The following is a 20,192-nucleotide window of genomic DNA, read 5'->3' as shown; positions in this document are numbered from 1 at the left end:
TCGGTCGTAACCTTCGTACTCACAAGGCTTTCTGCTTCTCGCGACGAATCCTTGTGAGAAATGCGGGCTAGGACCCATGGAGTTCCCTTTGTGTAGGCCGCCGAAGGCGCCGGCCTCACAAAAATCAACCGAAACCAAGGGTTCATCCAGGTTCAAAACGATGTGGTCGCCCCTTCGGCGTGCAAACCCTCGTGAGGGAATTCATTTGTAACCTTTGTGGTTTCGGCCCCTTCAGGGCCTCGCCATTCGTGAACTCCATAGACCCAGGGTGCGACCATTTTCAATGGTCGTACCCGGGGCTAACATACGGCATCCCTTCAGGATGCGCCCAGTGTGGCCGGGCGTGGCCCGGCGTTCATTCAAAGCATGGTCCTGAGATGGGGTGGTGCGGCCCCCGCTGGGGCGCGCCGGGTCATCACCCAAACAGGGTGACGACACGCTGTGCGGCCCCGGTTGGGGCGCGCCGAATATCGCCCACCCAAATAGGGCCGCCCACGCGTTGGTGTTTGCGAACGTGTCGCGGGTTAATGCAGCAACGACGGCAACCATTGCTTGGGTGCGCTGTAGCCCAAAATCTCCACGACGGTCGCGGCAACCTGGCCAATCCCCAGCGATTTGGATTGGGCCAGTTCGCCCTTGACCTGTTTGCTCGGATCGTAAAGCACAAAAGGGACGCGGCTTAAGGTGTGCGAGGTTTTGGGTTTGAAATGGCCGTCCTCGTCCTTGACTGGTTGTCCCTTTTTGTCGAATTCGTACATTTCGTCGCAGTTACCGTGGTCCGCGGTGATCAACGCCACCCCGCCCGCTTTTTTGACCGCGGTGAGCAAGCGGCGCAGCTCCAGGTCCAAACAGGACATACCCGTGATCGCCGCGTCCAGGTTCCCCGTGTGCCCGACCATGTCCCCGTTGGCGTAGTTCACCCGCAGGAACCGGTGTTGCCCCGATTGGATCGCCGCGGTTAAGGCGTCGGTGATTTCCGCCGCCTTCATCCACGGACGTTGATCAAAGGGAATCGTGTCGCTGGGGATTTCCTGGTAGGTCTCGATGGTTGCGTCGACCTTGCCCGAACGGTTGCCGTTCCAGAAGTAGGTCACGTGCCCGTACTTCTGGGTTTCCGAGATCGCGAACTGGGTCACCTTCTCCGGCACCAAAAACTCGGTCAGCGTGTGTTTGATGTTGGGCGGGCCCACTAAATAATGATTCGGGCTGGGTAGGTCGCCGTCGTATTGCATCATGCCCGCGTAAAATACATCCGGTTTGGTGCCGCGGTCGATGTGGGTGAAGTCGTCGCCCTCGTCGAAGGCACGCGAGATTTCGATGGCGCGGTCGCCGCGGAAGTTAAAGAAAAACACGCTGTCGCCGTCGTTGATGGCGCCGACCGGCCCGCTTTCATCGCCGATCACAAAACCCGGCAAATCCTGGTCAATCATGCCCGGTGTTTCCTCGCGGAAGGTTTCCAAGGCCTTGAGCGCCGAAGGGAAAACCCGCCCTTTGCCGTGTACGTGGTGGTCCCAGCCGCGCTGGACCATCGACCAATCGGCCTCGTAGCGGTCCATGGTCAGCACCATGCGTCCGCCGCCGCTCGCGATGCGGTAGTCATTGCCTTCTTTATTGCGTTCCGCCAAAAAGTCTTCCAACTGCTGCAGGTAGATCTGGGCGGTGGTGCCGCCGACATCGCGGCCGTCCAGTAAAACGTGCAGCCGCGCGCGGGTCACGCCTTCCTTTGCTGCTTTATCGAGCATGGCGAAGACGTGTTTGATGTGGCTGTGGACGTTGCCGTCCGATAAAAGGCCGATCAGGTGCAGGGTGCTCTTGTGTTCCTTGACGCGGCGCACCGCGGTGTTCCAGGTCTCGCCCGCGAAGATGCGCCCCGATTCGATGGCATCGTTGACCAGCTTGGCGCCCTGGTCGTAGATCTGGCCGGAGCCGAGCGCGTTGTGGCCGACCTCGGAGTTGCCCATATCGCCGTCGGAGGGTAAGCCGACCGCGGTGCCGTGGGCACGCAAGGTGGTGAAGCGTTCGGTGCGTTTGAGTGCGTGCCAAAAAGGCATGTGGGCCAGGCGTTCCGCGTTACCCAAGCTGCGGTCGACCTCGCCGACCCCGTCCAGAACGACCATCACCAACGGACCGTTTATCCCTTGTGCCATAGCGACCTCCTCATCCTGTTCTTTTATGCATCAACCAGAACCATGCTAATCGCCGTAGCCACCGTTCCATTTGGCTTCCCATACCCGCCAGGTCCCGCTTTCGTTGCGGAAGGTCACGTTAAACGAGCCTTTGTCCGTGGGGACGGGGGTTTCGCCCATCATCAATTCCAGCGTGGCTTCCTTGACGTTGGGGTTGGTGCCGTCGTAAATGGTGACGTCGATAATACTAAGATACACCTTGGGATGGCGTTTGTAGATGGTGTTGAGCATGTAGAGCATGGCCTGTTTGCCACGGTCGTTTTCGTCTTTAATATCGTCGCTCAGGTGTTTTTTGAAGGCGTCGAGTTCGTGTTTCTCGGCTGCCGCCACCATCTCTTCAAAAGCCCGATTGATTTGGGTATTCGCGTCGCCCTGATCGGCACTGGGCCAACCGACGAAAACCAGACCGGCCACAATAAACAGAAAAATGACCAGTGATTGCTTTTGCCGCGGTCCAAACAGTTCGCTTTGTTCTGCCATCCCACCATCCTTTGTACTGTGTGAAAGGACATTTTACCCTGAAACAGACACGGGAGGCATGATGCTAGCGTTTGGGCCAGGGGATCGCCAGGGAATATTCGCGGCGTTTCTCGTTGAAAAAGCTGTGGACCCAACCGTTTTGCTCCAAACGGACCAGGATCTTTTTGGCGCGGTGGGTGCCGATATTGCACGACTTGGCCAGTTGGGCACAGGTTTGACGGGGGGTCTCGTTGAGCTTGGTGAGCATGAGTTGGGCGTGGCGGTCGAGGTCCTTGAGGTTGACCTCGACCTCGACCGAGGTGGTTTTGCTCATGGTTTTGAGGCTCTTGCGATCCAGGGGCAGGTTCTCTTTATCCGAGCGGAAAAACGGCCAGGCGTCCTTCGGATTGTTGGGGTTCACCGCGTAAACCGGTTTCACCTCGGCCTCGGGAATCTCAACCACCAAAATGCGTACGTTGCGCAGCGGTTCCCAAACTTTGCACTCGGGTTCAATGGCGGGTTGGCAGTTGAAGGTGGCGACCTGGTCAACCAGTTCTTGGGTGCTCTCAATGCTGTCAACCCCGCACAAATCGCCGTTGTCGCGCACGCCGATGAACACGGTACCCCCGGCGGAATTGGAGAAAGCGGAAAAGGAGCGAGCCAGTCGTTCCAACTTGGGGATTTGCTGCTTGAACTCGACCTGAATGCTTTCGCCGGAGCGTACCAGTTTATGCCATCGTTTTGATTCCATTAAGCCTGTCCCAACTTCTGTAGATCCTCCCGCGTTTGGCGCAAGGTGTCGATTTGGCGTTCCAGTTCTTCGAAATCGCCGCGTGCTTTGGCGACGACGGCCTCGGGTGCGTTGTCGACAAATTTCTTGTTGTTGAGACGGCCGCGCAAGCCACCGATCTCTTTTTCCAGCTTGGCAAGTTTGTTGTCAATCTTACCCAATTCGGCCTCGATATCCAAGTGGCCGCGCAGATCGACGTAGGCGTTCATGCCTTCGACGACAATGGCGGTACAGCCCTCGGGTGCGTTGTCTTTGTCGAGGTAATGGTAGGTGTTGAGGCCGGCCATTTTGAACAGGATCGGCTGGATTTCCTTGAGGTAGCCCTGCTGCTGTTGGTCGACGTACAGGTAGAGGTCGAACTTGGCACTGCTGGGCAAGCCGTAGGATTTGCGGATGGCACGGCAGCCGGAAATAACGCCTTTCACCGCACCGACAAAACGTTCGACATCGGGTTGGATCAAGGACGCATCCGCCTTGGGCCAGGCTTGGTTGACCAGGAACTTGCCCGCGTTGCGGTCGTCCAGGTGGTGCCACAGTTCCTCGGTGACAAAGGGCATGAAGGGGTGGAGCAGGCGCAGGCATTGGTCGATGACGGCGCGGGTGCGGCCGAGCAAAACGGCGCGTTGCGCTTCGTCGGCTTCCTTTTGCAAGGGTTTGAGGAATTCCACGTACCAATCGCAAAAGTCGCCCCAAAAGAAGTTGTAAATGCGGACGGCGGCGTTGGCGAGACGGAACTCGGCCAAATCCTCGGTGATCTCCCCGATGGTGGTGTTGAGGCGGCTAATCATCCAGCGCGCCACCATATCGGGCTGGTGGTCGCCCCATTGATCGTCGGCGGTCACACCTTCGAAGGTCATTTGCAGGAAGCGGTTGGCGTTCCAAATTTTGGTGCAGAAGCCGCGGCCCAGTTCACAGGATTTGTCGGAGTAACGGGTGTCCTCGCCGTAGGGCGTGTTGTAGACCATGGAGAAACGCAAGGCGTCGGCGCCGTACTTTTTAATAATGTCGAGTGGGTCGGGCGAGTTGCCCAGGGTTTTCGACATTTTGCGGCCCTGCTCGTCCCGGACGATGCCGTTGAAGTAGACGTCTTTAAAAGGAACCTCGTCCATGACCTCGGTGCCGCTCATGACCATGCGCGCGACCCAGAAGAAAATGATGTCGGCGGCGGTGACCAAGGTGCTGGTGGGGTAGAAGTAATTGAGGTCTTCGGTTTTCTCGGGCCAGCCAAAGACGCTGAAGGGCCACAGCCAAGAGCTGGCCCAGGTGTCCATCACGTCGGGGTCTTGGCGGATTTCTTCCGAACCGCAGCTACCGCAAGCGGTGGCGGGATCGACCGAGCAGGTTTCGGCGCCGCAACTGTCGCAATACCACACGGGAATGCGGTGGCCCCACTTGAGCTGGCGCGAAATACACCAGTCGCGGATGTTTTCGAGCCAGTGGCGGTAGGTGTTGACCCAGCGCTCGGGGTGGAATTTGATTTCGCCGTCTTCTACCACTTTGAGGGCGCGTTTGGCCATGGGTTCCATTTTGATGAACCATTGTTCGCTGAGGTAGGGTTCGATGACGTCTTTGGTGCGGTAGCAGAGGCCGACGGAAACCTGGTGGGGCTCGGTTTTGAGCAGCAGGCCGAGTTCGTCCATGGCTTTGACCACGGCCTTGCGGCATGCGAAGCGGTCCATGCCGCGGAAGGCCTCGGGCACGTTTTCGTTCATGATGCCGCGGCGGTCCATTACCACCAGCAGCGGCAGGTCGGCGTCTTGCGCCATTTCGAAGTCTTCTTTACTGTGGGCCGGGGTGACCTTTACGCAGCCGGTCCCGAATTCGGCGTCGACCAGGCGGTGGGCAATGATGGGGATCTCGCGATCAACCAGCGGCAGCTTGAGGGTTTTGCCGATGAGGTGTTGGTAGCGTTCGTCATTGGGGTTCACGGCCACGGCGGTATCGCCCAGCATGGTTTCGGGCCGGGTGGTGGCGACGACGAGGTGGTCGCTCCCGTCGCTGAGCGGGTATTTTAGGTGCCATAAAAAGCTGTCGCGGGTTTCCCGTTCGACCTCGTCGTCGGAGAGCGCGGTTTGCAGGGCGGGGCACCAGTTCACGATGTACTTGCCGCGGTAAACCCATTCTTTGTCGTACAGGTGTTTGAAGACCTGGAGCACGGCGCGGGAAAGGCCGTCGTCCATGGTGAAGCGCTCGCGGTCCCAATCACAGGAGCAGCCCAGTTTACGCAACTGTTTAATAATGATGCCGCCGTAGTTTTCTTTCCAGTTCCACACATGCTCTAGGAATTCCTCGCGCGGGAGCAGTTTGGGATCGATCCCTTTGGCGCGCAGGCCTTCTTCTACTTTTGATTGGGTTGCGATTCCCGCGTGGTCGGTGCCGGGTACCCAGCAGGTCTCGTAACCGTCCATTTTCTTATGGCGGATCAAAATGTCCTGAATCGTGTTGTTGAGCACGTGGCCCATGTGAAGCATGCCCGTGACGTTTGGCGGAGGAATCACGACGGTGTAGGGTTCCTTTTCGCTGTTCACCTCAGCGCGGAACAACTTGTTGTTTTCCCATTCGGGATACCAGCGTGATTCGATAGCCTCGTGGTCGTAGTGCTTCTCGAGCATAACTTCTCCTTGAGCAAGTGGATTGGATGCGAGGGACGGCGGAAGGGCGGGGGCGCGCGGCGCGCCCGGAAAATCGCATTATACACGTGCTTCAAGGAGGGAGGAAGGGCGGAGCCCCCGCGCGTTCTGTGGTTTGCGAACTCGGTGGACACGGCGGTCTTGCCACACCGCCGCTCCCTTTGGTTGAGACCTTTAGTTCCAGTCGTAAAGGACTTGGCTTTCGCCACGCTCCTCAATCAGGGTGCTGATGTAGCTGATCAGGTTTTCGCGGCGTTTGTGGAAGGCGGCCAGTTGCATGGGGTTGAGGTGCCCGCGCAGCCTTTTGTTGAGTTCCTTTTTGCTGACCGATTGCAGCTTGTTCCAGAACTTACGCTCCACGATGTGCAACCGTTCCACATTGGGTAAACCGCTGTCGACCTTGAACGACCGCGAGTGGTCGATGTACCACACATACCAATTCTCATCGTAGAGGAAGTTGCCCTCGTGGCGGTCGAAGTTGTAAATCAACAAATCAAAGGCCAGCATGTGCTGTTTGTTTTTGTAATGATCGAAACCCTCGGGAAAATCGAGGTTGTCCTTGCGGCGTTTTTGTTCGGTGACCGCGTTTTCAACCCAAAGTTGCAGGGAACCGTCGCGGCCTTCGATACCGCGCGCCACAACCGGGGGCACGTGACCGATCGCCAGCGTCTGCGCAACCTGATAGGCGGCCAGTTCCAGCTTGTAGCTGTCTTGAAAAAAGCGGTGCAGTTCACCCTTCAGTTTGAGGCGTTCCTTCGTGCTGTGCACGTGGCGAAACACGCCGCGGAATCGTCGACCCTCGTAATCCAGATCGAGGCGCAGGGGTTTCGTGATGCCGCTGTCCAAAACCTTCTTTTTGGTTACGCGTGACTTTATAAGCATGGCTTCCAGCAGTTGCTGGTCATTGAGGGGCATGGCCATGCCGTCGCGGTCGACCAGGCCGGGTTGGGTCTGCCACAAGGCGTGTAGCGATTCGCCCGCGCTTTTGTTGGGCTTCAGCGTGGGACGTTCATTTTCCAATCCGATGCAGGCCCAAGCCGGCATCGCCGCGAGGACGAAGAAAAGGCAAAAAACGATGGTGCGATTCATGGTGCGAAAAAACCTCTTACGACGACCCAAAGGGGTCGCGGTGTTCACCCGGTGACATGTTTTGAAAGCGGCGGAACCTTGGCGAATGCACATGAAGAAAAAAAGAAGGCCGGCCGACGATTGGTGATGGGTTTGCGCGTTAAGGACGGGTCTCGTAGGACGAGATCGGGAACATAATGCCACTGAGGGTGTAATTTCGCTAGTTAATTTTTGTTAAAGACGTTTCTTTGTTATGTAAAACACGGCTAGCGTGTAAGAAAAATATGAGGAAGCTGATGCGGCCCTGAGCCATAGGGTGGTGCCTCGGTGTCCGGCGCCTGTTTTCCCACGGCTTGGGTTAGCCGCGTTCCTTCGGCGAAGCCGCGCGGATGTAGGTCACCGTGTGGTGGCTGAAAATACGACCGCTTTCCGAGCGACATGTCGCGGTGCCGTACACCAGTTTGCTGCCGCATTTCATGATGTGCCCGTCGCAAAAAACGGGTTCGCGGACGGCGGGGCGTAGGAAGGCGGTGTTGAGTTCGGAGGTGACCGCCATGGGTTCAAAGCCGATTTGGGTCATGAGTGCGAACCAAAAAGCGGCGTCGGCCGCGGCCATTAAGACGGGCCCGGAAATCAAACCCCCCGGCCGGTTGAACCGTTCGCGGTAGGGGAACTTGAGCGTGGCTTGGCCGAATGCCAATGCCACAATTTCCATGTCGTAACCCTGCATGAAGGGTTCGTTTTGAATGAGGTCTTCTAGTTTTTCGCGCGAGACCAAGGGTTCAGTCATGGAAACACCTTTTCCACTTGGGTGGTTTACCCTTTTTCGTTACACCGGCGGTGCAAGGGTATCGGTATTATCGGTGATTCTGGAACGTGCGGCTCAAAAAAAGCCTTAAAAATTGATCTTTACTTTGCGTTCAATCACGGTTTCCCCGCCGCTTTCTTTGTAGGCGGCGATGATGCGCAGGCGGTGTTCGCCGCGTTGGGTGAAGTTGACGACGGCGCTAAATTGACCGGCTTCGATCATGACCGCGGCCACGCCGTTGACGTTCACGGAGGCGTTGACGTCCGTTTTCCCGGAAATAATCGCCATGCCGCCAAGCACTTCAACTTCCAGGTTGCGAATGGGCGGGCCGGGTGCGTCCGATGTGGGGCCTTCTGGTGCGTCCGCTTGCGAGATGGACCCCTCGTTGGCGGTCACTTCGAACTTAAAGGTTTGCGAGAACGCGCCGGGTACACCTTGATCGGAGATGCCGCGCACGCGCCAATAATAAACACCGGGACCCAAGCTCAGCTCCACGTCGCTGCTGGTCACGCCCATCTTGTCTTCCAGCCGTGTGACGAACAGGGGTTGGTCGCTGAGCTGAAAGTGAAACGAGGGAATGTAAATTTCGGAATGCCAGCGGAAGGGAATGTCGCGTTCGCTGCCGCCGGGTGCCAGCAAGGTGTGGCGGTTTTTCGGCTGGTCCAGATTGGGTGCCACGGGAATCGGCGAGGCCGATCTTTTTCCGTCTTGCCAATGGAGCGATTGGTATTTGGTGAGGTTGCCGCTGTCGGCGCCTTCCGTCCAATCGGCCGTGCCCTGATGCAGCGCAATATGGCTGCTTTTGGTGACGGGAATATGGCTGAGTTCACCGGATGCGCCCTGGCGCATTTCGGCCTTCCAGTCGCCCAGGCCCATGGTTGCCTTGTTGGATTTATCCAATTCAAATTGAAACACGCCCTTGACCAAGGCAAAGCGGTAGCGGCCGTTGCCGACATCGTAACGGCCTAATTTGATTTCGGACTGGGAAGAAAGGAAAAAGCTGGTTTGGCTTTTGGGTGGGTTGAGTTGGAGACCCGAGCGGACGCCGGTCCGAATCACGGCGACCTTAGAGAGATCGACCAAATTGTCCATGGTTTCGAAGTTCTCGGCGCCGTGTTTTTTGATTTCGACTTTGCCAAAGGGTTGCAGGTCGAGGGTACTGCTGTTGTCGGTTTGCGATGCCTTGAGCGCTTGTAAGCGGGTGCGAATGTTGGTCAAGGCTTGGCTCGCGCGCGCGTAGTCTTCCTCGATGATCAGGTCCTCTACCCCGCGCATGTCTTCTTTGATCCGTTCCAGCTTGTTGGTGGTGTCCACATCGGTTGCGGAGATTTGCCCTTCCAACAGCTGAATTTGTTCGTTGACCTTGCTGATGCGCGTGGATAGGTCTTGCTTGCCGTCGCCGGAACCACCGCAGGCCAGCAGGAAACACCACAAGAACAGCAGTAGGAGACGGCTGAAACCGTTGCCGATGGGGAGATTCAAGCTAGGTGGTTGGGACATGAAGACCTCTTCCTTGGCGGCTGTAGGAGGCCCTACAGCCGATTGCGTGGTTGGATTAGTCGTCGTTCCGCCAAGGTTCTTTCTCGAAGTAGGTCTTGGTGGATTTCCAGACTACGCCTGATAATAGCAGCAGTGCTAATAAGTTAGGCATTGTAACGAGACTCAAGGCGACATCGCCAAAGTTCCAGATCACGTTCAGGGACGAAACCGCGCCGATGAAGTGAAATAGGATGTAGATCACCTTGAAGGGGATAATCGCCGAGGCGCCGAATACGTAGTTGGCGCAGCGGTCGCCGTAATAGCTCCAGGAAATGGCGGTACTGAGCGCGAACAACACAACGCAAAGCAGTACAACCCACTCGCCGAAGCGGCCAAGCCCCTTGCCGAAGGCCTTGGCAGTCAACGGCGCCGAGTTTTCGACGGCGTTGCCGTAGAGCGCGGTGTAGCTGGTTCCGTCGGTTGCCACGGCTTTCTTTTGGCTTGGCAGGATCTCACCGACGAAGGGGATGGTTTGCGCTTCATCGACAAAGAAACGGTCGACGCGGACGTCGTGCCAAGCCAGCACCGTGTCCTCGGTCGCGTATTGGGGTTCGCCGTCTACCACGGTGATGGTGGCGGGCGCGTCGCCGGTGATTAGGTTGTAGGAGGCGCTGGGTCGGGCGCGGCCCTCGCTGTCGAGGGGCAGGTAGGTGACGTCGCCACTGCTCAGCAGCAGTTCAGTGGGGTGTTTGTCGTTCCAAACGCCGGTGGTGATCAACACCAGGCCGGTGATGGTACAGATGATCAGGGTATCGATGAAGGGTTCGAGCAGGGCGACCACGCCCTCGGAAACCGGTTCCTCCGTTTTTGCGGCGGCGTGGGCGATGGGTGCTGAACCTTGACCGGCCTCGTTGGAGAACAAGCCGCGTTTGACACCCCACATTAAAGTACTCATGAAGACACCCGCGCCGGTTCCGGCCACACCCGCGGTGGGGTTGAAGGCTTCGGTCACGATGGTGGCGAAGGCGGCGGGGATTTCCCCGAAATTCATGGCCAGGATGATCAGGGCCGAGGCCACGTAGAGGATGGCCATGAGGGGCGCGAGGACCGAGGTTACTTTGCCGATCCGGCGAATTCCGCCGAAGATGATAATGGCCACGAAGACCGCGGACAAACCGCCGCTGATCATGGGGCTGATGCCGAAGTTGGATTCGACTTGGTCCGCGAGGGTGTTGGCTTGAATGGCGTTACCGGTCAGGAAGGAGGTCAGCATCAAACCCAGCGCGAAAAAGATCGCCAGGGGTTTCCAGAGCGCTTTGGCCGCCGGATATACCTCGCTTAGGCCGTGTTCGATGTAGTACATCGGGCCGCCCGCGACCACCCCTTGGTGGGCCGCCGCGTTTTCGTCGATTTGACGGTATTTGAGGGAGAGGGTGACCTCGGAGTATTTGACGGCCATTCCGAAGAAGGCCGTCATCCACATCCAGAAAAGGGCGCCGGGTCCGCCCCAGTGAATGGCGACCGCGACACCGGCGATGTTGCCGACACCGACCGTGGCCGAGAGCGCGGTGGTCAGCGCTTGGAAGTGAGAGACGTCGCCGGTTTCGTCGGGGTCGTCGTATTTGCCGCTGGTGACGTCGATGCCGTGTTTCAGGCGGATTAATTGGATGAAGCCGAGGCGCAGGGTTAGGAAGAGGCCGGTGCCCAGCAACGCGTAAATCAGCAGTTGAGGTGGCACAATATAACTTTCAACGAAACTTGTGATGGTTTTAATAAGGGTGGTGATGAATTCCATTTACGTACCTTTTACCGAAAGCGAATTAAATGCCGATCCTCTAGGGCGGTGCCTGGTGTCCCGATACCGTGTCAAACGACGTTTTCCCCTAAAAACCTGCCTGTAAAATGCCGCACAGCATGATCCAGGGGCCAAAATTTGGGCGAAATCCTTAATATTTTCAGGCCGTCGCGCATTAACAACCGATGGTGTGCATTCCGGCTCATCATAGGGAATCCAGTCAACCCCTGTCAAGGAAGTGGGGAGGGTGGGGCTTCGCATTGGGTGCGGTATGATCCGGCGCGCCGCACGACGGGATGGTTGGTTGATGGGCCGATAGGGGCGCTCCCGTTTTGGATGGGTGGCGACCCGGCGCGCTCTAGGCTTGGGTGGTTGCTGACCCGGCGCGCTCTAGGCTTGGGTGGTTGCTGACCCGGCGCGCCCCGAAGCGGGCCGCACCACCTCATCCTTGGACCATACTTTGAATAAATGCGAGGCAACGCCTCGCCACCCTGGACGCACCCCGGCGGGGTGCAATAATTTAGCCCCGGGTACGACCATTGAAAATGGTCGCACCCTGGGTGCCGGGGGTTCACGTAGGGGAAAACCCTGAAAGGGTTGGCACCACATGTGTTACGGGTCAATGCCCATGAGGAGGAACGCGTCAACCAACAAACCATCCATCAATGGCCGTATTGAAATGGCCGTATTGAAATGGCCGTATTGAAATGGCCGTATTGAAATGGCCGTATTGAAATGGCCGTATTGAAATGGCCGTATTGAAATGGCCGTATTGATTGGAGCGGCAACCCGTCGGGGAAGCGTCGTTTTCCGCGGCCGATGATCCAGAGGGATTCGGTTGGTTGTTGTTCGGCCGGCGCCTTCAGCGGCCTGCACGACGGGAACCCCCGGGGACCCTGGGTAAACGGTTGTTCCACAACCGTTTACCCAGGGCTGAAATCCGAAACGCCTTCAGCGTAACCAAATGTTGTTCGGCTCTGCCTCACCGTTTAAATCAATTGGGGTCCCCGCGTTGCGGTGTGCGAACCCCATTGGGGTTCGCCGGATCAACCCATGCCCAAACAGGGGTTGCACCGGATCAACCCGCGCCCACGCAGGGGTTGCACCGGATCAGCCCACGCCCACTCATGGGTTGCGCCGGATCAACCCACGCCCAAACAGGGGTTGGGTCGGATCAACCCACGCCCACGCAGGGGTTCGCCGGATCAACCCACGCCCAAACAGGGGTTAGGTCGGATCAGCCCACGCCCACACAGGGGTTGGGTCGGATCAACCCACGCCCACACAGGGGTTCGCCGGATCAACCCACGTCCAAACAGGGGTTGCGCGGGGTTAGCGCGCGCCAAGCAGACATGACACCGGATCAGCGCGATCCAAGCGGTGCATCAACCGGGTATTTTCCCTGTCGGTGTTACTCCAACCCCGACTAGGTCAGGTAGCCGCGCAGCTCTTGGATGGCGTTGTTTTTGCGCAGTTTCTTGAGCGCGACGGCTTCGATCTGGCGGATGCGCTCGCGCGAAAGATTGAGCATTTGGCCGATTTCCTTCAGGGTCATCGGTTCCTTGCCTTCCAACCCGAACCGCAGGTTGATCACCAAGGCCTCTTTTTTATCCAAATCCCGCAGAATATCCCGCACCTGGCTCTCAAAAGCTTCCTGCAACAAGTGCTCGTCGGCACCTAACTCGGTGTCTTGGCTCAATTTGTCCAGTAATTGGAAATCGCTGTTGTCGTCGAGGCTCTCGCTTAAAGAAATGTTGTCGCCGCTGACCTGCAGCAATTGCTCTACCTCGGCCACCGTGATTTCCAGTTCGGCCGCCAGCTCTTCCAGCGTCGGCTTGCGCTCCAGCTTCATGTTGAGCTGGTTGTACTTTTTGCTGAGCTGGTACATCAGATTCGCTTGTTTTTGAGGCAGGCGAAAGGCGCCGCTGTGCTTGGCCAAGGCGTGAATAATCGCCTGGCGAATCCACCACACCGCGTAGGTGATGAATTTGACCCCTTTTTCAGGGTCGAAGCGTTTGGCCGCTTCGATTAAGCCGATGTTGCCCTCGTTCATAAGGTCCAAAAAGGATAGGCCCAGGCCGCGGTACTTTTTGCAGATACTGACGACGAAACGCAGGTTCGATTCGACCATTTTTTTTAGCGCTTCTTGATCGCCCTGTTGGATGCGGTAACCCAGTTCCTTTTCCTGGTCCGGCGTGAGTTGCGGGATCTTGGAAATCTCTTGCAAGTACCAATTGAGATTTTCGGTCGAGACTTGATGGTCGTCAGACAACTCAGCCACGTGCCTACTCCTTAGGGTGGTCGGCCACCGCTTCGTCCAAGCGAATCACCTGCGTTTTGGGCGAGACGCGGACCAGAGAGTTTTTGTATTTTGTTTCACCGTCATCCAACGTTTCTATCATGACTTGGCGGAATGCGCGTAGTAATTCGTTCACATCCATCTGCATTTTTTCCATTTGTTCACGTAACTTGAACACCATGTCCACACCGGCCAGGTTCAAACCAAGATCTCGTGTCAAATTGAGAATCTGCTCCAGGCGGTCAATGTCTTCTTGCGAATAAAGCCGCGTGTTGCCCTCGGTGCGCGAGGGACAGAGCAAACCCTCGCGTTCGTACATGCGCAGGGTCTGAGGGTGAATCCCATAGGTTTTTGCAACCACACTAATTGAAAAGTAGCCGGGTTGTTGTGTTTTTCTTCCTCGCATGGAAAAAAAGCCTCACTCAATGCCGATCAATTCAGGATTTGGGCCGGCGCGGGAAACCGCCCCGGTCGGTTTCTGTTTCTGTTAACCATAACACGTCCGCCTATTGGCTGACATGGAGGTTTTCCCGCGGGTTCTCCGGGTTTAGGGTTTCAAATTCGCGCAGCAATTCCTTCGAGCGTTCGTCGCGCAAACGCGGGACTTGCACGCGCACTTCCACAAATTGGTCGCCCGTTTGCTCGCCGCGCAGGGCGGGAACGCCTTTGCCGCGAATGCGGAATTTTTGGCCGGTTTGGGTGCCGGGCGGAATTTTAATCGTGGCTGAGCCGTCGATGGTGGGAACCTGGACCTTGGCGCCCAAGGTCGCTTCCACAAAACTTATAGGTACCTGACAGTAAAGGTTTTCACCTTTGCGCTCGAAAAATTCGTGCTCATCCACCTTGGTGATGATGAACAAATCACCCTCGGGTCCGCCGAACAGCCCCGCCTCCCCCTTGCTGGGGACCCGCACCCGCGTGCCGTTGCCCACGCCGGGGGGGATGTTGACTTTGATTTTCTCCGCCAGGGGACGCCGTCCCGCGCCATCGCAATTGTCGCAGGACTTGCTGTCGAAATAACCGCGGCCGTCGCAAGAGCGACACGGCGTCTCGAACACCATATTACCCTGGCGCAACTTCTGTTTGCCGTTGCCGCCGCAATTGGTGCAGGTGGTTTTTTTGCCGGTCTTTACCTGGCGAAAGCCTTTACACGATGTACACACCATCGAGCGGTCGATTTTGAAATTCATGGTCATGCCTTTGATCGCTTCCATGAAGGTCAGGGTGATGCTGTGCTGAATGTCCTGGCCGCGTTGGGGGCCGCGCGTGGTGCTCTGTTGTTCGTTGCGGGCGCCGCGGAATAAATCGGAAAAGATTTCGCTGAAATCCTGTTTGCCGCCACCCTGGCCGCCGCCCGAGCTGAAATCGAATCCCTGGAAATTAAAATCGCCCATGCCGCCCCACTGTTTTCCGTAGGGGCCGGAGCCGCCGGGGCCGCCCGTGGGTGGGGTCGCCGAGCCGTAAAGGTCGTAATTCTTGCGCTTTTGCTCGTCGCTTAATACTTCGTAAGCTTCGGAAATGGCTTTGAATTTGGTCTCCGCTGTCTTGTTGCCCGCGTTGAAGTCGGGATGGTACTTACGGGCCAAACGCCGGTATGCTTTTTTGATTTCGGCTGCTGAAGCTCCGCGCTTCACACCCAAAACTTTGTATAAGTCCTCAGCCATATGCCACCTGAACGAAGCTGCGATACGCGCCCGCGGGCGCGTTTTAAAACCCAGGCCGCGCCTCGCGCATTGCCTCGGGTAAAGGGACCGTCGTTGCCCGCCTTGGGGCTGTCCGTCGCCGGCCACGCTTTGGGCGTGGGCGGCAGTTTGAACCTGAAGGTTCAGGTTGAAGAAAGGCGGGGACTTGCAAGGCCCATCATACCGAAATCGCTGGAATTGGAAAAGAAAACGGTGGAAGGGTGCAAGTCGGGAAATCGGCGTGGGTTTCGTTAAAACAAACCCTGCTTGGTTAACGGGTGAATCGCGTGTTTTCTTCACGCCAAAGTTGAATTTAGCCCGCATTTCTCACAAGGATTCGTCGCGAGAAGCTGAACGTCTTGTGAGTACGAAGATGACGACCTTTCGCGGGGCCGACCGCTCGGCCTAGCAGCTGAGGCGAAGGTGGCTCGACCGAGTAATGCGGAAGGCCGACCGCTCGCAATCGCATGGGTTGCCCCGTAGCAGAATTCCTAGTGAGGTATGCGGGTTAGCGCGCTTGTCACCAAAAAAGGGAGGCGGTAAAGCCTCCCCTCGGGTGTTAAACGCAAGCGTTTTTATGAATTAATCAACCACTTCCGCGTCGATCACACCGTCGTCGTCGGCTTTTTGTTGTTTGCCGCCGCCGGGAGGTGGGTTCTGGGGGCCGGCTTGACCTTGGTCACCGCCCTCTTGGCTGTAAAGCTTTTGGCTCCAGGCTTGAACGGCTGCCATCAATTTCTCGGCGGCGGCGTCCAATTCCTCGGGGTTTTCGGATTTCAGCTTCGCTTTGGCGTCTTCCAATTCTTTGGTGATCGCCTCGCGGTCGGCCGGCTCCATTTTGTCTTTGTTTTCTTCGACGTTTTTCTCCGTCTGCCATACCAAAGAGTCCAGCTTGTTGCGGCTCTCGGCCAGTGCTTTGGCTTTGGTGTCGGAGTCGGAGTTGGCTTCCGCCTCGGAAACCATGCGGTCAATTTCCTCATCGGTCAGACCGCTGGAGTCTTTGATGCGGATGTCTTGTTTTTTACCGGTGCCCTCGTCTTTGGCGGTCACGTGCAAGATGCCGTTGGCGTCGATGTCGAAGATGACCTTGATTTTGGGAACGCCGCGTGGTGCGGGCGGGATGCCCATCAAGCTGAAGGTACCGAGGATTTTGTTCTGGCGGGCCATGGGGCGCTCACCTTGGAAAACCACGATTTCAACCTGGGTTTGGTTGTCTTCCGCGGTCGAGAAAACCTCGTCCTTTTTGGTGGGGATGGTGGTGTTGCGTTCGATCAGAACCGTGGCCACGCCGCCCATGGTTTCGATACCCAGGCTCAGCGGGGTCACATCGAGCAGGAGCAGGTCCTTAACGTCGCCGGCCAAAACACCGCCCTGGATCGAGGCGCCGATGGCGACAACCTCGTCGGGGTTCACCCCTTGGTGGGGCGCTTTGCCGAAGAATTCGGTAACCTTTTCAACAACCTTGGGAATCCGAGTTGAACCACCAACCAGAACGACCTCGTCGATGTCGGATGCCTTGACGCCCGCGTCGCGCAGCGCGTTTTCGCAAGGCGTGAACAAACGTTTGACCAAATCGTCGATCAGCGCTTCAAACTTGGAGCGGCTGAGGTTCAGGTTCAAGTGCTTGGGACCGTCCGCGTCGGCCGTGATGAACGGCAGATTGATTTCGGTGCTCTGGGTGCTGGACAGTTCGATTTTGGCTTTTTCTGCCGCTTCTTTCAGGCGCTGCAGCGCCATTTTGTCCTTGGAGAGGTCGATGCCCTGATCTTTCTTGAACTCGTCGAGAATCCAGGTGATCAGGACTTCATCGATGTTGTCACCACCCAGGTGAACGTCGCCGTTGGTGGATTTAACCTCGACAACACCTTCGCCGACTTCGAGGATCGAGATATCGAAGGTACCGCCGCCGAAGTCAAAAACCGCGATGGTTTCATCAGACTTTTTGTCGAGGCCGTAGGCCAGCGCGGCCGCGGTCGGTTCGTTGATGATGCGTTTGACATCCAGGCCCGCGATTTTGCCGGCGTCCTTGGTGGCTTGACGTTCGGCGTCGTTGAAGTACGCGGGAACCGTGATCACGGCCTCGGTGACCTCTTCGCCGAGGTAGCTTTCGGCCGCTTGCTTCAATTTCTGGAGCACCATGGCTGAAATTTCGGGTGGGGACATGTCTTTTTCGGAGAGTCGGATGCGGGCGTCGCCGTTCGAGCCGGAAACCACTTCGTACGGCATGCGTTCCGCTTCACCGGAGATCTCGCTGAATTTTTTACCCATGAACCGCTTGGCTGAATAAATCGTGGCGGTGGGGTTGGTGACGGCTTGGCGTTTGGCGACTTGGCCGACCAAACGCTCACCGCTTTTTGAAAAACCGACGACGGACGGGGTGGTACGCTGCCCCTCGGCGTTGGTGATAATTTGGGGTTCTTTACCTTCCATAACAGCGACAACCGAGTTGGTTGTGCCGAGGTCGATCCCGATAATCTTACCCATAGGGTTTCCTCCCTTGCGAAAACGCGAGTTTGCTATGACAGGGGTCATTATGAGAGGTGAGTCATTTGATGTCAACTTTTTTTAACATTGCCGCTGTCAAATTTTGTGTTAGTCATTCGAGCGTTTTTTGTCGAAACAGGGAGTAGGGCGTGATTTTCCCCGCCAAAGGGGCCGGATTTTCTGGACCACCGCTTCCGCGTGGTAAGGTGGGAGGGTTTGGCGCGGGCTAGAACCGTGCCCTTTCAGCATCTTTTTTCTGTTTGAGGTCCCATGTCCCAGCCCACGTTTCGCGATATGGTCGAATTGCCCGGCCCCTTTACCTTCAAGATCATTGTGAACCCCGAGGGGATTAATCAGTCGGGGTTAACCCATGCCTTGTCCGAGGCCGCCGGTCGTACCCTCGACTTCCAGTCGATCACCCACCGCCCCAGCAAAAATGGCAAGTATTTGGCCTATACCGTGGCCGTTCACATTGAGGTTTTTGAGGAAATTGAGGCCGTTTACGCTTGGTTCTCCGCCTCCGAGCACGTCATTTACGCGGTTTAACCTAAGGGTTGAGCCGGCGCACAAAACCGCGGCGGCTGTGCCGTCTGTTTCATCCCGGGCTCGCCAAGTGTTTACCCGCCATGTAGAATTTGGCTACCTGCCACAACACCATTTCGGCTTGCGCGCGACACCGCTTGTTCGCGCCGTCGCCGGTTCAGGGGTCCGTTATGATTGATGTACCGTTTTTGCTCAATTTACTGGTCGAGCGTCATGTCATCGCCCAGGACAAGGCCGAGTTTTTGATGAAACAGGAGTCTCAGGTACGCAAGGCCCTGTTTCGCTCCAACCGCGAGAACTATGCCGGTCCCAGTGCCAACATCAACTCGATCCATCCCATTGATGTGGTCCTCAATTATCCCGAATTTCGGGACGACCCCAAAAAACGCGTGACCGACGATACCTTGGCCCAGTTTATTGCCGAGAAAAAGCAGGTGCCCTTCGTCCACCTCGATCCCCTTAACGTGGATTCCAAGCTGCTGAAGCAATACGTCTCACGGCCCTTTGCGCGCAAGTACCTGGTGATTCCCTTGCGGGTGGAGAACGAAAACGAACTGGTGACCGCCATGATCGATCCCTTCGATCTGGAACTGGCGTTTAACCTCAAGCGCAATACCGGGCTTGAGATCAAGCCGGTGGTGGCGCCGCGCAACGAAATTATTCGCATTTTGACCGAGTTTTACGGTTTCCGTCAGTCGGTCGAGCGCGCGGAAAAAGATCTCGACCCCATCGTGAACCTGGGCAACCTCGAGCAGTTGGTCAAGCTCAAAAGCGAACGGGAACTGGAAGCTTCCGACTCCCACGTGATCAAAGCGGTTGAGTATTTATTAATGTATGCCTACGACCAGCGTTCGAGTGACATTCACATCGAGCCCAAACGCGAGCATTCGGTGATTCGTTTCCGTATTGACGGTGTTTTGCACGATATTCAAACCATGACGCCCAAGGTACACGCCGCCGTAATTTCCCGTGTCAAACTGCTGGGTCGGATGGATATCGCCGAGCGCCGCAAACCCCAGGACGGCCGCATCAAAACCAAAATTAAAAACCGCGAGGTGGAGCTGCGTTGTAACATTCTGCCCGTTGCCTTCGGCGAAAAGATGGTGGTGCGGATTTTCGACCCCGAGGTCGTGATGAAGGACCTGCTCGACCTGGGTTTCCGTCAGCAGGAATTCTCCGTGTTCCAGCGGCAAATCAACGAACCCAACGGCCTGATTCTGGTCACCGGCCCCACTGGCAGCGGTAAAACTACCACGCTGTATTCGTCCCTAAAGATGCGCGCCTCGCGCGAGGTCAACGTGACCACCATCGAAGACCCGATTGAAATGGTGTACGAACCCTTCAACCAGGTCTTGGTGAACCCGTTGCTGGACCTTAGTTTCGCCGGCGCCCTGCGCACTATTTTGCGTCAGGACCCGGACATCATCATGGTGGGCGAGATCCGCGACGAAGAAACCACCACCTATGCGCTCCAGGCCGCCCTCACCGGCCACCTCGTGTTCAGTACCTTGCACACCAACGACGCCGCCGCCAGTGTCGCGCGCCTCTACGATTTGGGAGCCGAACCCTTTTTGTTGGGTTCTACGCTGCTCGGCGTTTTGGCCCAGCGGTTGGTGCGCAAGGTGTGTTTGCAGTGCGCTGAATCCGACATTTTGACCCAGGCCCAGCTCAAAGTGCTGAATATCCGCACCCGTACCGGCAAGCCGCTGAAGGTTCGCCGCGGCAAGGGTTGCCACGTTTGCCGTTACACCGGTTTGTACGGCCGCACCGGCGTTTACGAATTGCTGGATGTGGACGATACCATCCGCAAACTCATAATGGCCAAACAAGATACCCATATGCTGCGCAAGACCTGTCGTCAAAAAGGCATGGAAACGCTGAAGGAATGCGGGATTCGTAAGATGATCGCCGGCGAAACCACCTTTGACGAGGTCTTGCGTGTTTGTATGATTTGATGCCTTTTTGGCCG

The 20,192-nt window shown here is 57.0% G+C and carries 14 protein-coding genes; 2 read left to right on the top strand and 12 right to left on the bottom strand.

What is annotated here, in order from left to right; all coding sequences use genetic code 11:
- Positions 1-524 precede the first annotated feature (524 nt).
- From gpmI to dnaK, 12 genes are all read right to left on the bottom strand, one after another.
- On the bottom strand, positions 525-2,147 hold the full coding sequence (gene gpmI / locus J3U88_RS32310) for a 2,3-bisphosphoglycerate-independent phosphoglycerate mutase (protein WP_207863196.1): 1,623 nt from the start codon (positions 2,145-2,147) through the stop codon (positions 525-527).
- A 45-nt stretch (positions 2,148-2,192) separates the two neighbouring features.
- Positions 2,193-2,666: a hypothetical protein gene (locus J3U88_RS32305; protein WP_207863194.1), complete on the bottom strand. Its 474-nt coding sequence runs from the start codon at positions 2,664-2,666 to the stop codon at positions 2,193-2,195.
- A 64-nt stretch (positions 2,667-2,730) separates the two neighbouring features.
- A complete protein-coding gene (locus J3U88_RS32300) occupies positions 2,731-3,396 on the bottom strand; it encodes an AlbA family DNA-binding domain-containing protein (RefSeq protein WP_207863192.1) in 666 nt (221 codons plus the stop codon).
- Positions 3,396-6,047, bottom strand: a complete 2,652-nt coding sequence (locus J3U88_RS32295; protein WP_207863190.1) for a valine--tRNA ligase — start codon at positions 6,045-6,047, stop codon at positions 3,396-3,398. Before J3U88_RS32295 ends, J3U88_RS32300 begins: the two co-directional genes overlap by 1 nt.
- Before the next feature lie 192 nt (positions 6,048-6,239).
- On the bottom strand, positions 6,240-7,154 hold the full coding sequence (locus J3U88_RS32290; protein WP_207863181.1) for a hypothetical protein: 915 nt from the start codon (positions 7,152-7,154) through the stop codon (positions 6,240-6,242).
- A 337-nt stretch (positions 7,155-7,491) separates the two neighbouring features.
- The gene (locus J3U88_RS32285; protein ID WP_207863179.1) at positions 7,492-7,923 is read right to left on the bottom strand and encodes a PaaI family thioesterase; all 432 of its coding nucleotides are present in this window, start codon (positions 7,921-7,923) and stop codon (positions 7,492-7,494) included.
- Between the two features lie 105 nt (positions 7,924-8,028).
- Entirely contained in the window at positions 8,029-9,441 is a 1,413-nt protein-coding gene (locus tag J3U88_RS32280) for a hypothetical protein (protein WP_207863178.1), read from the bottom strand.
- Between the two features lie 55 nt (positions 9,442-9,496).
- Entirely contained in the window at positions 9,497-11,215 is a 1,719-nt protein-coding gene (locus J3U88_RS32275; RefSeq protein ID WP_207863176.1) for an alanine/glycine:cation symporter family protein, read from the bottom strand.
- A 1,426-nt stretch (positions 11,216-12,641) separates the two neighbouring features.
- Positions 12,642-13,496, bottom strand: a complete 855-nt coding sequence (locus tag J3U88_RS32270) for a sigma-70 family RNA polymerase sigma factor (RefSeq protein ID WP_207863174.1) — start codon at positions 13,494-13,496, stop codon at positions 12,642-12,644.
- Between the two features lie 4 nt (positions 13,497-13,500).
- Positions 13,501-13,920: a heat shock protein transcriptional repressor HspR gene (locus J3U88_RS32265; protein ID WP_207863172.1), complete on the bottom strand. Its 420-nt coding sequence runs from the start codon at positions 13,918-13,920 to the stop codon at positions 13,501-13,503.
- Positions 13,921-14,020: 100 nt separating this feature from the next.
- Positions 14,021-15,178, bottom strand: coding sequence for a molecular chaperone DnaJ (gene dnaJ / locus J3U88_RS32260; RefSeq protein ID WP_207863170.1), 1,158 nt, complete (start codon positions 15,176-15,178; stop codon positions 14,021-14,023).
- A 600-nt stretch (positions 15,179-15,778) separates the two neighbouring features.
- A complete protein-coding gene (gene dnaK, locus J3U88_RS32255) occupies positions 15,779-17,680 on the bottom strand; it encodes a molecular chaperone DnaK (protein WP_207863168.1) in 1,902 nt (633 codons plus the stop codon).
- A 270-nt stretch (positions 17,681-17,950) separates the two neighbouring features.
- Between dnaK and J3U88_RS32250 the strand changes: the two genes are divergently transcribed.
- Together J3U88_RS32250 and J3U88_RS32245 are read left to right on the top strand one after the other, a co-directional pair.
- Entirely contained in the window at positions 17,951-18,226 is a 276-nt protein-coding gene (locus J3U88_RS32250) for a DUF493 domain-containing protein (protein WP_207863166.1), read from the top strand.
- A gap of 167 nt (positions 18,227-18,393) precedes the next feature.
- Entirely contained in the window at positions 18,394-20,178 is a 1,785-nt protein-coding gene (locus tag J3U88_RS32245) for a GspE/PulE family protein (protein ID WP_207863165.1), read from the top strand.
- Positions 20,179-20,192 lie beyond the last annotated feature (14 nt).

The organism is Acanthopleuribacter pedis (genome assembly GCF_017377855.1).
GTDB classification, from domain to species: domain Bacteria; phylum Acidobacteriota; class Holophagae; order Acanthopleuribacterales; family Acanthopleuribacteraceae; genus Acanthopleuribacter; species Acanthopleuribacter pedis.
The sequence above is the reverse complement of the archived record's forward strand: the minus strand, read 5'-3'. Positions and strand labels throughout refer to the sequence as shown.